This is a genomic window from Undibacterium sp. CCC3.4, from assembly GCF_034347425.1.
In the GTDB taxonomy this organism is placed as follows: domain Bacteria; phylum Pseudomonadota; class Gammaproteobacteria; order Burkholderiales; family Burkholderiaceae_D; genus Undibacterium.
In genome coordinates this window covers 1829193-1845286 of sequence record NZ_CP133779.1, presented here as the reverse complement: position 1 = coordinate 1845286, position 16094 = coordinate 1829193, and the positions used below count along the sequence as shown (strand labels likewise).

Annotated in this window: 12 protein-coding genes, 1 tRNA gene, 2 pseudogenes and 1 riboswitch; of the genes and pseudogenes, 4 read left to right on the top strand and 11 right to left on the bottom strand. The window is 50.8% G+C overall.

From position 1 onward, the window contains the following. Positions 1–24: 24 nt before the first annotated feature. The 5 genes from RHM61_RS08475 to RHM61_RS08455 all read right to left on the bottom strand — a co-directional run bounded on the left by RHM61_RS08475 (position 25) and on the right by RHM61_RS08455 (position 5107). Positions 25–1848: a PDZ domain-containing protein gene (locus RHM61_RS08475; protein WP_322250684.1), complete on the bottom strand. Its 1824-nt coding sequence runs from the start codon at positions 1846–1848 to the stop codon at positions 25–27. Positions 1849–1929: 81 nt separating this feature from the next. Then, complete coding sequence (locus RHM61_RS08470) at positions 1930–2382, bottom strand: DUF3429 domain-containing protein (protein WP_322250683.1); 453 nt, start codon at positions 2380–2382, stop codon at positions 1930–1932. Between the two features lie 129 nt (positions 2383–2511). Next, positions 2512–3108 (bottom strand): nucleotidyltransferase family protein, encoded by a 597-nt coding sequence (locus RHM61_RS08465; RefSeq protein ID WP_322250682.1) that lies wholly within the window; start codon positions 3106–3108, stop codon positions 2512–2514. Positions 3109–3113: 5 nt separating this feature from the next. Next, the gene (locus tag RHM61_RS08460) at positions 3114–3845 is read right to left on the bottom strand and encodes a DsbC family protein (protein ID WP_322250681.1); all 732 of its coding nucleotides are present in this window, start codon (positions 3843–3845) and stop codon (positions 3114–3116) included. A gap of 38 nt (positions 3846–3883) precedes the next feature. Continuing rightward, positions 3884–5107 (bottom strand): FAD-dependent monooxygenase, encoded by a 1224-nt coding sequence (locus tag RHM61_RS08455; RefSeq protein WP_322250680.1) that lies wholly within the window; start codon positions 5105–5107, stop codon positions 3884–3886. Between the two features lie 161 nt (positions 5108–5268). Here RHM61_RS08455 and RHM61_RS08450 point away from each other — a divergent pair. Further along, positions 5269–5344, top strand: a tRNA-Phe gene (locus tag RHM61_RS08450). Between the two features lie 116 nt (positions 5345–5460). Here the strand turns inward: RHM61_RS08450 and RHM61_RS08445 are convergent. Beyond that, positions 5461–6393, bottom strand: a complete 933-nt coding sequence (locus RHM61_RS08445) for an antitoxin Xre/MbcA/ParS toxin-binding domain-containing protein (RefSeq protein ID WP_322250679.1) — start codon at positions 6391–6393, stop codon at positions 5461–5463. A 573-nt stretch (positions 6394–6966) separates the two neighbouring features. Here RHM61_RS08445 and RHM61_RS08440 point away from each other — a divergent pair. Then, positions 6967–7656, top strand: a pseudogene (locus tag RHM61_RS08440) (transposase); the annotation flags it as partial. Here RHM61_RS08440 and RHM61_RS08435 read toward each other — a convergent pair. The 4 genes from RHM61_RS08435 to RHM61_RS08420 all read right to left on the bottom strand — a co-directional run bounded on the left by RHM61_RS08435 (position 7626) and on the right by RHM61_RS08420 (position 11438). Continuing rightward, positions 7626–8831: a HipA domain-containing protein gene (locus RHM61_RS08435; protein WP_322250678.1), complete on the bottom strand. Its 1206-nt coding sequence runs from the start codon at positions 8829–8831 to the stop codon at positions 7626–7628. The pseudogene RHM61_RS08440 and the gene RHM61_RS08435 overlap by 31 nt on opposite strands. Positions 8832–8833: 2 nt before the next feature. Then, positions 8834–9271: a helix-turn-helix domain-containing protein gene (locus RHM61_RS08430; protein ID WP_322250677.1), complete on the bottom strand. Its 438-nt coding sequence runs from the start codon at positions 9269–9271 to the stop codon at positions 8834–8836. An 874-nt stretch (positions 9272–10145) separates the two neighbouring features. Next, on the bottom strand, positions 10146–10607 hold the full coding sequence (locus tag RHM61_RS08425) for a cache domain-containing protein (protein WP_322250676.1): 462 nt from the start codon (positions 10605–10607) through the stop codon (positions 10146–10148). Positions 10608–10976: 369 nt separating this feature from the next. Next, the gene (locus tag RHM61_RS08420; RefSeq protein WP_322250675.1) at positions 10977–11438 is read right to left on the bottom strand and encodes a cache domain-containing protein; all 462 of its coding nucleotides are present in this window, start codon (positions 11436–11438) and stop codon (positions 10977–10979) included. 208 nt (positions 11439–11646) lie between these two features. Beyond that, positions 11647–11811, top strand: a riboswitch (yybP-ykoY riboswitch). Between the two features lie 8 nt (positions 11812–11819). Here RHM61_RS08420 and RHM61_RS08415 point away from each other — a divergent pair. Further along, positions 11820–12389, top strand: a complete 570-nt coding sequence (locus RHM61_RS08415) for a manganese efflux pump MntP family protein (RefSeq protein WP_322250674.1) — start codon at positions 11820–11822, stop codon at positions 12387–12389. A gap of 951 nt (positions 12390–13340) precedes the next feature. Further along, positions 13341–14907, top strand: a pseudogene (locus tag RHM61_RS08410) (IS3 family transposase). A gap of 10 nt (positions 14908–14917) precedes the next feature. On the opposite strand, the gene RHM61_RS08405 reads toward RHM61_RS08410, so the two are convergent. Beyond that, positions 14918–16059, bottom strand: a protein-coding gene (locus RHM61_RS08405; protein WP_322250673.1) for an IS3 family transposase whose coding sequence is annotated in 2 segments (ribosomal slippage) — positions 14918–15795 and positions 15795–16059 — 1143 coding nt in all. Because the reading frame shifts where the segments join, the coding sequence is not laid out codon by codon here. Positions 16060–16094 lie beyond the last annotated feature (35 nt).

Sequence of the window (16094 nt, the reverse complement as noted above, 5' to 3'; positions counted from 1 at the left end):
TTTTTATCCATGACTGCCAACGCTTCAGCGTCGCGTCGTTTTCTTCCAGCTCGGGCGCAGCAAGGCGGCTTGTTCCAACACGGTAAAACTGAGAGCGGGCATATCGTCGGCCTGTAACTTAGCGCGCACAACCAGTAACTCATCGCGCCGGAAGGCATGCAACTCAACCGTTTCACCGATACGGTAACGTCCGACCGCACTATGCAAACCATCGGCGACATCGGCCGCCGTCACGCGCAAGCCATTAATGGCAATCAGCACATCTTGCGCCGACAAACCGGCCAAATGGGCGGCACGTCCTTCATACACATACGCGAGCTTGCAATCACCAGCATCGCGGCTAGCTTTGACACCGAGGCTGGCTTTGCTGGCCTGCGCACCATCGAGCGCCATGCCAAAACCGGCATACAACTGCGCCAATGGCACATCCGCGGTGCCGTACACATACTTTGCCAAAAAGCGAGCGACATCGACGCCGGTCGCGCCCTGGATCAGCGCAGCGATTTCGTGCTCCCCCAAGCCTTGACGGGCAGTGCTGCGGGTATAAAAATCACGCCCATACTTCTGCCACAGCGCGCGCATCACGTCATCGAGCGATTTTTTGCCGGCGCTTTCAGTACGCAACAAGAGATCGAGTGCCAAGGCCACCAAGGAACCCTTGGTGTAATAACTGACGATGGCATTGGGCGAATTTTCATCCTGCCGGTAGTACTTGGTCCAGGCATCGAAACTCGACTCCGCCACTGTTTGCTTGAAACGGCCACTGCCACGTGTGACCGTATTGATGGTCTTGGCCAGCAATTTGAAATATGCCGCTTCGTCGATGACGCCGCTACGTACCAGCATCAGATCGTCGTAATAACTGGTAAAGCCCTCGAACACCCACAGCAAACTGGTGTAATTTTCTAGCCGCAAATCGTAATCGACAAACACCGCCGGTTTGATGCGTTTGACATTCCAGGTATGGAAATATTCGTGGCTGCACAGACCGAGGAAGCTGCGATAGCCATCGCTCATTTCAGACTGGTGCGTAAGCGGTAAATCATTACGATTACAGATCAGCGCGGTCGAGGCACGATGTTCGAGACCACCATAACCATCACCGACCACCATGGTCATGAAGACATAGCGCTGCATCGGTGCGGTTTTCGTGCGCGGTTCGAACAAGGCGATCTGCGCTTCACAAATCGGCTTGAGATCGGCGACTATGCGATCGATATCGAGATTGGGCACTTTGCCGTTGATAACAAAATCGTGCGGCACACCATGCGCTTCAAATGTGGCCAACAGGAAGTCACCACATTCGACCGGATGATCGATGAGTTCATCATAATCAGCAGCCACGTAGCTGCCGAAACCGTAACGCTTGGCTTTCAGTTCCGGCAAACTGGTTGCGACGCGCCAGCTTTTTCCGGCGACATTCGCTGGGCGCAGTATCTCGAGCACATGGGCCTGATCTTCCTGACCATGGGCGCGCAAAAATACACTGCTACCGTTGAAGAAAGCATGGCTGGCATCGAGATGTGCGGCACGCACCGACAAATCCCACGCATAGACTTGATACGTCAGGGTCAATTCAGCACGGCATGGTGCCGCCTGCCAGCTGTGTTTATCAAGTTTTTTCAGCGCCAGCTTCTTGCCGCCGCTGCTGGCTCTGATCTGCACTATATGACGAGCGAAATCGCGCACCAAATAGCTGCCCGGTATCCAAGCCGGTAAGCTCACTACCTGACCATCGGCGGCTGGCGCGGCGATTTGCAGCGTCACTTCGAAAATATGGCCGGCTAAATCTTTCGGTACTATCGTGTAATGCAACGCGGCAGCGGTAGCGGCGGCGTTTGGTTTCATGCTGGTCGTCGTCATGGTTAACGATCTTTCCGATTAATTTTTGATTAATATATTAAGCAAGGTATTGAGCAATATAGCGCATTATGTGCGTACATTCGCGGCAATGAAGGTGAAAATTTGGGCCACCACGACCACGCGTGTTAATTGCAGCCGCAGGTCGATGAACCACTCCGGCACACCATAGCTTTGGTAAAGTTTTTTGTCATTGCGGTAGGCGGCAATGAAGCCGACCACCTGAACGGCGAAGCCAAACAACATATTACTGAGCGAACACCAAGCCAGCATCGTGGGAATCACCCCCCAGATCAGGGCTTTTCTGGTTTCTTGATCGTCTTTACCATCGGCCATGATAGTCACGCCGAGATGGACGCCACCGAGAAACGACAGGATCACGATACCGTAGCCGAGTTGGGCCTTGATGAAAAAACCGAGCCAGTCAGGATGCACGAACCAGCACGCGGTGGTCAGAAAAACAAAGGGGATAAGACCCATGAAACCGAGTCGGACTACGAGTTTTTGATTGAGCTTATTCATATAGTCACGCCACACCAGTTGGTGCCAGCACTTTTTCGCCAAATGAAAGAAAACGCTATTTTAAGAGGAAAACGCCGAGTTAGATATATGTGATCATCACTAGCAGTCTGTCGGGCTTAGAAAATCGGCTCAGCGCAGTGGTGTAGCGAGCAAATCGGCCGGCACATCGATATCGTGCAAGATGCCCGTATCATCCACTTCCACCTCATGCACCGGAAACGAGCGAAACAAATCGCGCGCGCCGCTATCGCCCTGCAATGCCAACAAGCGTTCCAGATGTGTGCGCGAAAAACCCACCGGATTACCATATCGACCAGCGCAAACCGGCCGTGCGATATCGGCTCCGGCGCGCAGCGCAGCGAGCACGGCAGCGATACTGTCGGGCTGCACCCACGGCATATCGGCCAGCGCGATAATCCAACCGGCACTGTCAGCGCTGTGCTGTAGTGCGCAAATCAGCGACGCCGACATGCCGAGATCAGCCTGCTCACACAGCACACTGGGATAGCCAAGTGCACTGAACTGTTGTTGTAAGAGGAAGTGATCGGCGCGCAGTACCGTCAGCGTATGCGGCATCACGGCCTGTAAGTTGGCCGCGCTGGTTTGCGCCACGCTGCGACCATCGGCCAAGGCTTGTAACAACTTATCGCCACCATCGTGGGCAGCGAAGCGACGGCCACGCCCAGCGGCCAGTAAGATACCGGTCCAATGCGGGCGCGCCGACATCGTGCTTATTTGGCTTTAGCTGCGGACAGGCTGGCGAGTTTATCTTCGAGCGCCTTGCCATCCATGGCACCCGGCACCCGTGTGCCATCGACGAAGAAGATAGCCGGCGTACCGTTGACGCGTAATTTACGCCCGAGCGCGAGCACTTTATCATTCGGTGTCATGCAATTCGCCGCCGCCGCCGGTGCCACCTTACCGTTGAGCATCCATTCATCCCACGCCTTGCTGCGATCGGCTGAACACCAGATGTTTTTCGATTTAGCGGTGGAATCTTCCGACAAAATATTATACATAAACGTATAAACAGTGATGTTATCAACACCCGTCAAGGTTTTACGGAAGTGCTTGCAATAGCCGCAATTCGGATCTTCAAACACCGCGATCACCCGTTTGCCGTCACCTTTGACAGTCTTAAGAGCGAGATCGAGCGGCAGATCAGAGAATTTAATGCGGCTCAGATCATCGGTTCTGGCTTTAGTATAGTTGGTACCCGTTTTGGCATCGACCACATTACCGAGAAACAAAAACTGTGCTTTTTCATCGGTATAGAGCAGCTCGGAACCGATCCGCACTTCATACAGACCGGCATACGGCGTCTTGGTGACCGAATCCACCTTCACACCTTCGCCCAGGCGTGGCTCGACCAGTTTTTTAACCGTCGCTTCGAGTGGGGTTTCGGCAGCGACGAGGCCGCTGAGGGCCAGCGCCAAGACGGCGATATATTGTTTGAGATGCATGGTAGAGTCCTTGAGTCTGGAGTGATGAGCCGGCCGATTCAGCGGCTGCCCATTGCATGAGAAATTAATTTCCGCTTTAAGACCGGCAAAGCTTCGAGTAAGTTCAACCCAAACTTGCGTACCAGTCGCAGCGGTGTCAGTTGTGAAGCAAACAAGCGTGCCAGTCCATCGGTGGTCAGCTGCATCAGCATGACCTCTTCCTTACGTGCCCGGCGATAGCGCTCCAGCACGCGCAGATCACCACAATCGCGCTTGGCGGCGGCGTCAGCGAGAATCGTCAACAAGCTGGCGACATCGCCAAAACCGAGATTCATACCATGCCCTGCCAGCGGATGCACGGCATGGGCTGCATCACCAATCAATGCCATACGTGGCGCAATCATACTGTGCGGACGGATGAAGCGCAGCGGAAACGCCTGAATGTGTGCCGGCAGCAGCGGGGTCAGATGGCCGAGCGTGTCGAAACAATACGTTTCCAGCCGCGTCGCCAAGGCGCTCAAGGGTTCCGCCAGTAAGGTGGCGGCCAGCGCATCCGGGGCCGACCAGACCAGTGATACGCGCTGCCCGGGCAGGGGCAGCAGAGCGATGATACCCTGATCTTCGACAAACCACTGGCGCGCCACCCCATGATGCGGCCGTTCGCAGGCGAAATTTGTGACCACCCCGCGCTGGCCGTAGGAACGGTAATCGATGCCGATGTCGGCTTGGGCACGCACCCACGATTGCGCGCCATCGGCCCCGACCAATAACTTGGCCTCGACCGTACTGCCATCGGCCAGGCGCAGCCGCGCCAAGTTCTCAGAAATCTGCCAATCGACCGCCTCGCCCACCAGTTGCGTCAAATTTTGTGCAAAGCGCAGCGCACTATCGAGCGCTTGGTTGAGATTGCGGTCTTCGACGATCCAAGTCAGTTGTTCGGTATGCGCACCGTAAGCATCGAAACCGAGCTGAGCGGCGGCCGGTGCCGGCAGCGCTGCCTGCATATCAAAAATCTGCATGGCATTAACCGGTGCCACGCGCGTCGCGTCGAGCGCATCCCAGACTTTAAGGCCGCCGAGTAAATCGCGTGCCACATGGTTAAGCGCGAACACGCGCACATCCCAGTCGGCCGCGGCGGGTGCCAGAGGCAGCGGCAGCGGCGCAGCGCTACGGCCTAACAACAGCACACGCCAGCCGGCCTGCGCAAAACCCAAGGCCGCGGCTTTACCGACGGCACCGTTACCGATGATGCAGATGTCACACTGATACACTTGCGCTGCCATAACCCGCCCTTAGAGAGACAATCTCGCCATTATACGGCACTGCGCCGCATCAGCCGCGTAGCCGATCAAGCCCGGCAACGCCGCCCGCGGCAAGGGCGAAATGCTTTATTTTTGCTCAGGGCTTGCCAAGCGGCGAACTGCTCTCTATAATGCATGCTCTTGGCCTGGTAGCTCAGTCGGTAGAGCAGAGGATTGAAAATCCTTGTGTCGGTGGTTCGATTCCGCCCCGGGCCACCAAGTATTTAGTAGTAAAGACAAAAGGCTTACAGCAATGTAAGCCTTTTGTCATTTGTGAGCCAAATCTACAATTTTCGCTACTGATCTACAATTCTTATAAGGAACAGTCGTGGAAATTATTTACTTATCCCGTTTCCGGCTAAATAATTTTCGATATATGCAATTACTTTGGCAGCCTCTTCTTCGGTGTCAATAAGGTCAATTGGCGCATGATTTTCAAGATATGGATTAGGCGCCTCCATCCACTTAAACACTCCCCCGCGGCTACCAACAACTGGCATTGCCAGTTGTAATATTTTTTCTAATAAGTCTGGACGAGCGTACCAAGACTCCGGTTTTATGGTTGGAGATTTCCCAGGAAAAACTCTTGGTAATTGTGAATTAGCCAATTCACTTGGAAGAATATGCGAACGAACCCAGTGGGCTTGCTCTGCCAACTCAGTGTTAGGAACACGAATACTTGGTTTTGCAGGTATCACCAATCCAATCGTCACTGCCGTATGTAAACGAATTAATTTAAGTGCTGGAGCTATGTCCGTATCGTTCGTAACAATTACAACCTGATCAACTTCTCGTGTAATCGCATCATGATAGGCTTGCAATGCAAGATTCACATCGGACTGCTTTTCCTCTAGTTTCCAAGCCAACGCATCATGACAGTCTTTTGGCCATCGTTTAGGAGAGGCAGCATCGATAATTTTTACCCTAGACTCCGTTAAAGAATAATAACCTTCTATTATTTCGATGCGACTGTCGTGTTGCTTACGCAGAGCAGTGTGGTAGCGAGCCTGGGATGATACCGAGTCAGGCGCTTTTGCTGCTTTTTCGAGAATTTTAGCGGTAAAGAATTTAATTGCTAGAGGCAAAAGCGTCATTTGACAACGCAAACCATTTCGCTCCACCAATACTGATGGCAATATATGCTTCTCAAAAAGCGCTAAGAGGTCAAGCCATTTGTAAGGCGAACCCTTCAAACAGCCATAATAAAGATTATAACCATCAATATAAATGCGTGTCCGAAGATGTGCTACGCCGCTCACCTCTACCATTTTCCATCCCAGAAATGAAAAAACCGGCTTGCGCCGGCTTGTTCCCCCGCACACTAGATGGTCAAGCCACGCCAGTTTTGCGGATTAGTTGTTATCAACATTATGCGTGAACTTATTTTCATGCGCAAGCGATTTAACAAAATATCCTTGTTACCTAGGCCATGGCTTTGGCGGCTCCACATACCCCCTTTTACGATCCTAGCGGCTAGGTTGTGGGGGGGGCGAGGTGTTGGAACGGGGGGCTTGGCTGGCGGTCTATTAGTTGCTATTTACACTATCTTTTGGAAGATAAAGTGATTCTTTGGGGATTTCAGTCAAAACTTCTTCGTAAAACTTATTAATTAATTTCTTATTTTCCCCCGGTGTTAGGCTACCTGTCACATGTCTTTTGTAAAACAAAAATATACAGATCTATTTTTCAATTTGTGTGAATGTCAGTGTTTTTGCTTCTTACTCAATGGCTTTGATCGGCGTTACAGATCGGGGTTAAGGGTGGAGCGAAGCGGAACCCTTTCCCTCAAGACTTTGATTTTTTTGGCTTACATCAGAACCTGGTAAGACTGGCAGTGTCGCCAGAAATCCAAACGGGGAGTCGTGCCTAGTCATTGTGCGACAGGCACCAACCAGGTTTAGTCTTGGGATATCACGTGGTTGCCTGCACAAATTCAGGGTAAATATTATTACTGGTACATGATCTTAGATGTGTTTAGCAGGAAGATCGTTGGGCATGAAGTGCATGAAGCTGAATCTGCTGAATTGGCATCAATGTTAATCCGTCGGACCAGTTTGGCAGAGGGATTGGCGGGGCGTCCATTGGTACTGCACTCGGATAACGGCAGCTCGATGAAGGGAGCCACGATGCTTGCTACGTTGGAGAATTTAGGTATCGCCGCATCCTTTAGTCGTCCGCGTGTTTCGAATGATAAGCCATTCGCAGAATCGCTCTTCCATACTTGCAAATATCGGCCCGATTACCCGACAAAGCCGTTCGACAATGTCGAGGCCGCGCAGACTTGGATGCTCCAGTTTGTCAGATGGTACAACCAAGTGCATAAGCACAGTGGATTGAAGTTTGTAACGCCGGAACAGCGGCATAACGGAACGGCTGTGAAAATATTGCAGCATCGGGATAGCGTCTATGTTGAGGCGAAACGTCGACGTCCCGAACGCTGGGCTCAACATACGAGAAACTGGACTTTACATGATCACGTTTGGCTCAACCCAGAACGGGCTCAAACGGAAGAAATGAAGCAGGCGGCTTGACGGGTTGTGCGACAGGTTGTTTGACAAACACCGAGAATAAGAGCGGCCTCGGAATCCGTTAGTCGATAGAACTCATGAGTAGAAATTGCAGCATCGAGCGCAGTATCCGGTGTGCTTTTAGCCCCCAAATCCAAAGCATGCTCACGCTTTGCTGGATTTGGATTCATGTCAAAAGCGGGAGCAAGTCGCCAGCCCGATTCTTCCCTTAAAAAGCCATGATTACGCAAATGGTCATCTCTGTTTCCGATCGCCACATTAAACATTAACCTGCGAAACAGCTCCGCCAAATCAAAATCCACATGACCACGCGCGCCGTGGTCGGTGATAACCTGAGCAATATCAAGATAGCTGCTCGGCTCACCGTCCTGCTTGCCGCTCATGGTCATCGCAGAAGCGTACATTCGGCGGCGGTGCCCCACTCGATCGAAGCGATTGACACAAAATGTATGGTATTGCCCGCCGAGTTGTTCCAGCCTGGAGTTCGGAACTGCAATGCCAGAGTTTCTCGCCAACCGATGTGCCAGATACTCCCACTTCCCGATATCGTAGCGATCATCTTGCGCTGGAAATTTGGCAATCCACAGCGACCCGTCCGTGTCTTCAAAGCTGGCTTTCGGCCGAGCTCCACCGAGCGATGTGCCAGGCGCCATCAACATGGCCAACCATTGCTCATACTCGGGTAAGGATTCAATGCCAACATCTTGTATGCGCGCAGCTAAGGCCTGCAGCTCACGTAATTTACTTACGGGAGGAACCGCAAACTCACCACTCGAAATAAATTCCTCTTGCTCGTCCTTGAACCTAAGACCTCCCATACGGGATACGTCTTGTACTGCCAACAGAAAATCGAGGTCAAATAAGGTTCGATTCGCTCTTGACTCCCGAATCGCTAACAATGCCTCGCGTCGCTCAATCAGCACCCTGCCCCATCTGTCTGGGGCAGTATCACGGAAAATACCGGCCAGCGTTCCTTTGACAGGATATTGGGGTCCTGCAACCAACGGCAAATAAGGATCAATAGCAAAGGCATTCGCCTCCGTTAGCCACGCTTGCGAATAGCTGAAGGCCGCTGGCGTATCGCTATGCTCAGGGATAATTAAATCGCCTATATATAAAGGTTCCCCGAATCGGACGTCATCAAGCCATACATTGGCCAGCTTTGATTTACGTGCCATCGCTAATCCTTATCACTCAAGACGGATTTAGTTTTGTATTTCGCCAAGACCTGACTGGCCAGAGATTGCCTGCCCTCTTGCAAAGGTCCTTCGATAACGGGTGATTTAAACGTCCGCTTATTTGTGTTTTTTGCTACTGTTCGGCTAGGCTGCTTGATCAGCATAGCGTCTTGAAGTTTTCTCCCAAGCACGTCATCATTTGCAAGCTTATTCACATCCGCACTCAAACCAAGTGTCTGCAGTGCGCTCAAGTAAGAGCCAAAAGCGACCGTTGGATCGCCGTTCTCGACCCTGCGCAGGGTCTCTCTAGAAACACCCATACGCTCCGAAAACAACGTGGTCGTGAGCTTACGCCGCAATCGTGCAAGACGAATACGATCACCAAAGGCAGACATCTGTGCCGTTTGGCCTGGATAGAGAGTGACGGATTTTTTAGTCATAATGACTCATATATTAGGCATTATAAATACTATTGTCAATTTTATGAGGCATCATCGAATAAATTACAAACACACATTTTTATAGCTGCCTCATAAATAAAGCAATATACATAATATTGACATCTTTATGAGACATAATATTTCCACTCTTGCAAACCTGTCATTTCTGCAATTATCGTTGGTATGAGCGCTATTTTCTGGCTAATTCTCCAACAACTTAACACTGCCCAATGTAGCCAATGTTCATTCTTTACGATCGCAGATGAGTATTCCGGAGGAACGTGACCAGTGATTCCGGCATTGTGACCAGTCATTCCATTTTAACGTGACCGCCCATTCCGGGCGAACGTGACCGATTTCATGCCTTTTGCGGAATCAACGGTCACGATGCCGGGATGGCGTTGTACTGTCCAATAATAATGTTACGCATTTTGCAATCTACCGGGTACGCTTCTAGCCTTTTGACTGGAGAAAGTGTGCCAGCACCAAGGATCAATATGCGTAAAAACGAGTTGCGGCGCAAAGGCATGACATTAATGCTAGTCTGGGAGGAACACCGCGCCGACTATATAGAATTGACAGTACGGCCTGTATCACCTCGGCCAGCGAAGTGGTAGGCCGGCCGATTAGTCAGTGACAAAATGCAGGCCCAGAGTTTGCAGCAGCTAGAACGTGATGGCTTTGTAAAGCGGATTTCGTGCCGCCGCACGTGGAGTATTTACTCACCCGCTTGGGTGAGGAAATAGGCTGCCAGGTGGCAGCCTTGACCGAGTTGATAGAAGTGAATTCAGCGAAAATTATGCTCGCTCGGCAATAGTGCTGTACAGGTGAAAACGCAGCGGTTTGCCTGTGCTTGATAGCTGAATTTTAACGTTTATTTAGTCTTATAAATTCCGGCACCAACTGTGTATTTGTTACTCGCCAGGCGGACATAGGAAGTTTTGCCTTCCAGCATTTTGGTGGCAGGATTGGTCCATACATAATCAACCCAGCCGGATCTTCTCGATTGCACCATGTCACGCATTTCCTGTACAAATTTTTTCCCGTTTGCATCCTTCAACAGCGACATGTCTTTGCCATTCATCTTAGGGGTGAAGGCGTCGCAGACCATCGTCATTTTCGAGTCCAGAACAAACACATACAGATCACCCTGAATATTGCCACTCTTGGGATCAGCGAACTCTTTACAGGCTTCGTCCACGCCTTTTTTCTCGATATCTGCCACCGCCTTATCCACCAGAGCAATCGCGTCAAACTTATTGGCGGTCTGCGCAAAAACCGGCAGCGTAGGGGTAAGCAGCAGGCAAGTGATGCCGAGGATGGCGTAGCGTTTCATGGGGTCTCCTGTTGGGTAATGAACATGTTTATTTTTTTCCAAGCTTACCTCAAGTATGATCAGAATTATATCGATAAATGGGGCAGGACTTTATTAGTTGCAATAATGCAACATATTTAGTCGGCAATTTCCAGCTTTACATGGTGTATTGTGGAGACAAGAAGCTGTCGCAAAAGCGTGGCGGGCACGTTTCCATACCGAGAACACAGCACACCGCGTCGTTTTTCACACTGGAAATGCCATTATTTTTGGCATTTCCAGTTAACCACGAACGCCGCTGGATTCCTGCCAAAAGCTCGCAGGAATGACGTTCGGGATTTCAAACCCTGGTCAGATTTTTGATGATGGTCGGCAACTTGCCCATACCGCTTACTTTGGCTTATAAATCCCAGCGCCAACTGTATATTGGCCACTCGCCAAGCGGACATAGGAGGTTTTTTCTTCCAGCGCCTTGGTGACAGGATTGACCCAGACATAATCGACCCAGCCGGATTTTTTCGATTGCGCGACGTCGCGCATTTCCTGCGAAAATCTTTTCCCGTTTGCGTCCTTCAACAGCGACATGTCTTTGCCATTCATTCTAGGTGTGGTGGCGTGGCAGACCATCATCACTTGCGCATCCTGAACAAACACATACAGATCCCCCAGAATATAGCCCCCCTTAGTATCAGCGAAGTCTTTACAGGCTTCTTCCACCCCTTTTTTCTCTATATTTGCCACAGCCTTGTCGACGAGCGTAATCGCATCGAACTTGTTGGCGGTCTGCGCATGCACCGATAGCGTAGGGGCAAGCAGCAGGCAAGTGATGCCGAGGATGGCGTAGCGTTTCATGGGGTCTCCTTTTTGGGTAGTCAACGTATTTTTTTTCAAGCTTACCTCAAGTGAGATTGGAATTACATCGGCGCATGCGGGGTAATAATCCATTAGTTACCTTTGTACAACATGGTAAGCATCACAGCCCTTGTGCGCGGGGAAGTAGGAAATTCTTCCCGTTGGACGGGAACTTTCTCCAGCGCAAAATTTGTTATACTAGGCCGATCCTTTGGGGAGTAGCCTGCTTCCGTCCCCCGGAAGCGCCCGCATCAACATACTCGGTGATTGTTCCATGCCGTGGTGCGGGCAGCCGTGAGTTTGGCGAGACCATCGGCATGTCAACGCGTCCAGTCGGGCCGCGTGGCATGCCTTTGCTCCTGCCCGACCGGAAAGATCCTCATGAATTTAGCCGCTACTGCTGTACTCTCACTCGCTATGTCGACCGATGCCTTTGCTGCTGCGCTAGGAAAAGGCGCGACACTACACAAACCACATTGGCGCGAAGCATTACGAACCGGTGCTATTTTTGGAATAATCGAAGCGATAACACCGATCATCGGCTGGGCTTCAGGCCAAGTGGCGGCACCGTATGTGTCTGCGTGGGATCACTGGATTGCCTTCACTCTGTTGAGCGTTCTGGGTTTGCGAATGATGCAGGCCGGATTTGCAGAACCAGAAGCCGATGTAAATAAGCCTGGCAGCCATTCTTTTTGGGTCTTGGCCCTCACCGGATTTGCCACCAGTATCGATGCCATGGTGGTCGGCGTGGGACTGGCGATGATGGGTGCAGATATTCTCGTCACCGCAGCTGCCATTGGCCTCTCTACCTTTATCATGGTGACCATCGGCGTAATGCTTGGAAGGGTATTGGGCGTCATTGCCGGCAGGCGTGCTGAAGTGCTGGGTGGAATGCTCTTGGTCGGAATTGGATGCCTCATCCTCTACGAGCACATCGGCAAAGTAGCCTAACGCGCTCCGGAATCCGCGCAAAGCAGTGCGGATTAAATCCGCGCCTCCCTAGTGTATGTAATTCGCCCTAAGATTTGCATTTAGTACAGGCCAATACGAAGTAAGCTGTTATATTGAGTCATGCCAAAGCAAGGCATTCCTACCGCCACATCCGAGTCCTGAGAAGGACTGCTTATCACCGATTCCCAACAGGTAATCGCGCATCTGAACCACGCTTCCAATACCTTAAGTGCATGCCGAACAGGCAAGCCATTTCTTGTATTTCCCTTTGTCTCAATTTGAATCAATATTGATTTTTCATCAAAAATCTGACTAGGGTTTGAAACCCCGGCCTTCAGAGGCTGTCGCAAAAGCCTGATGGACGTTTTTTACACCTGAAACACCGCATACCTCGTCATTCCCGCATGCTTTTGGCGGGAACCCAGCGTCGTTTTTTACATTGAAAATGCCACAATTTCTGGCATTTTCAGTTAAGCACGAACGCCGCTGGGTTCCTGCCAAAAGCGCGCAGGAATGACGTGGCCACCAGTTAGGGTAATGATACCGACTCAATACCCTTTTGCGACAGCCTCTTCAGGCCGGTGAGCGACGAAGGAGCGCCGCGATGGGAGGGGATGCAAACTGTAGTGGTCAAGTTATTTCGGACACATCAATAGGTTTTTTTTCTGCCATTTCTTTTTCGTAAATCATGGGCCCCATCTGTCAGACTACTTGTCGTGTAACTTTTTAAATTGAACCGATCTCATTGAAGTCTGTTTGTTTGTGTTTTTCGCATTATCTATCCAGCTTTTTCCGGCGTAGGCAGTCGGGTTTTATGGGTGGAGCGCAGCGGAACCCATTCCCTCAAGACGTTAAGGTTTGCTTTTTGATTTTGAAGTTATACGGCTAAAATGACCGGCGATCTTCAATCTGGTTGTTACCTCTCTTTTTAACTTATTGAGCGAGGCAACAATGGCAACCTATTCCGCTGCATTTATTGAGCAGGCATTACAGAAGGCCTATTCCCGTGGCGACCGAACAATCATGTCAGTGGCCACTGATTTAAATTTGAATCACCACACGTTGAGATATTGGATGAAAAAGAAGTCAGCACTGGCGGGCAGTCCGGCGTCAGAAAAAGAAAAACGACCGAGCGACTGGACGGTAGAAGAACAACTGCAGGCACTGCATGAGAGCCATGCGTTAGCGGGAGAGCAGCTTCAGGCATGGTGCCGTGAACGTGGTTTATTCCCGCATAATTTAACCAGTTGGAAATCTGCTTTTTGCGCCAGCGGTAAAGAGGCCGCACCCAAAGCTGGTGAAGTTAAATCGCTGAAAGATGAAAACGTCAAACTCAAGCGTGAGCTGGCCCGGAAAGACAAAGCTCTGGCGGAGGCGGCAGCACTGCTGGTTCTGCAAAAAAGTTCCGTGCGCTTTGGGAGGACGAGGAGTAATGACCCCAATCCCGGAGCGCAATAACGTATTGACACTGGTAGCTGAAGCGGTGGTTTCAGGCGCACGTCAGGAACGTGCCTGCGACGTAATTGATTTAAGCGAGCGTACGCTGCAGCGCTGGAAAATTGATCAGGTGACTGAGCAAGCAGACCGGCGAACAGGGCGTGTGCAGGTACCTCAGAATCAGCTTAGTTCAGAGGAACGACAACAGGTTCTGGCCATTGCCAACTCGCCGGAATACGGCCATCTGCCGCCAAGCCAGATCGTTCCGCGATTGGCTGATGATGGAATTTATGTCGCATCGGAGTCAACGTTCTATCGCTTACTCAAGGCTAAAAATATGCTTGTGCACCGTGGCGAAGAAAAGCCAAGGCAACCCCGCAACAAACCACGTGCTTTAAAGGCAACCGGGCCCAACCAATTGTACTGTTGGGACATCACCTATTTGCCGACAGAGATCAGAGGCATCTATTTTTATCTCTATATGTTCATCGATGTATTTAGTCGCAAAGTGGTCGGCTGGCAGGTATTTGAAACCGAAAGCAGCGCGCTGGCCAGCGAGGTGATGAAGGACATTTGTGTGCGAGAAAAAATCGCACAAAATCAGGTCGTTCTTCATTCGGATAACGGCAGTCCGATGAAGGGCTCCACGATGCTGGCCATGCTGCAGGTGCTGGGCGTCATGCCGTCATTCAGTCGTCCTGCCGTGAGTAATGACAACCCGTTCGCCGAAAGCTTTTTTAAAACATTGAAGTACTGCCCAGTATATCCACGTCGCCCATTTAAGGATCTCCTGGCAGCCAGGAATTGGGTTACTACATTCATGCATTGGTATAACGAAGAACACCGGCACAGTGCCATTCAGTTTGTAACGCCAGCTGAACGCCATGCCGGTCTGGATGTGGAATTATTGATTCGACGTGAGCAATTGTATGCGGCGGCAAAAGCAAGGAACTCGAATCGCTGGAGCGGTGCTACTCGTAACTGGGACCGCGCCAACGTTGTTGACTTAAATCCAGACAAAACTAACAAGGAAGCATTAAATCATGAGGACGTATATCAAGAACTGAAACTGGCGGCATAAAAATTTACTTTTAGGCGACAACTAGCTTGAAAAACTCCGTGGGCGGCAAATTGCCCAGCGTTGAATGCAATCGTAAGCAGTTATAAAAGCCTACGATGTATTCAATGATGTCTTTTGTGGCTTCCATTTGATTCGCGTAATCGCGTTGCCAGACACGCTCCATCTTTAAATTTAAGAAGAAGCGTTCCATCGCCGCGTTATCCCAGCAGTTTCCTTTACGGCTCATACTGCAAACAAGGCCATGTTGTTTGAGTAAATGTTGGTATTCATGACTGGCATATTGACTGCCACGGTCGGAATGCAAAATTAAACCCGCTGCCGGCTTACGTGCCTCAACCGCCATCCGTAGCGCCCGACAAACCAATTCAGCTGGCATCGTTGGCCCCATTGCCCAGCCTATGATTTTTCGTGAGAATAACTCCATCACGACCGCCAAATACAACCAGCCAGTACGCGTACGGACATAGGTAATATCGGAAGTCCAGGCGCGATTGGGCTCTGCTGGGTTGAACTGTCTATTGAGAATATTGCTCGCTATTGGTAAATCATGTTTGCTATCTGTCGTGTTGATAAATTTTCTCTTCCAGACGGTTTTGATCTGGGCTTCACGCATTAAGCGCCGTACTTTGTAGCGGCCAATGACGATGTTCTTGGCGTGCAGTGCACTGACCAGGCGACGGCTGCCATAACTGCGGCCACTGGCAGCGAATTCCGCTTTCAGATGCACGCTGGTGACACATATTGCGGTCATTTTTGTCTTTGCTTTTGCTGCGTAGTAGCCAGACCGGCTCGCTCCCAAGAGACGACACAGTTGTGCTACCGTGGCCTTCGTTTGCCAATGATCGACTAACTCGTAGATCATTTCATTTCGCGTGCAAAGAAGGCCGATGCTTTTTTTAACAGGTCATTGTCCGAACGCAGTAGACGGTTTTCTTGTTCGAGTTGGCGAATCCGTTGCAGCTCGGCAGACAGTGGTTTCCCTATGCCAGCCTGGCCACCTTGTTCAGCGCGATATTGTTCAACCCAGCGCCGCACGGCGGTTTCTCCAATACCCATATCTTTCACGATTTTAGCAACCGCTACGCCTTGATCCAGCACCATCCGGGCCACTTCAAGTTTAAAAGTAGCTTCGTATTTTTTATTCCCAGTCATCTTTATTTTCCTCGTTTAGGTAATTATTCCTCCTA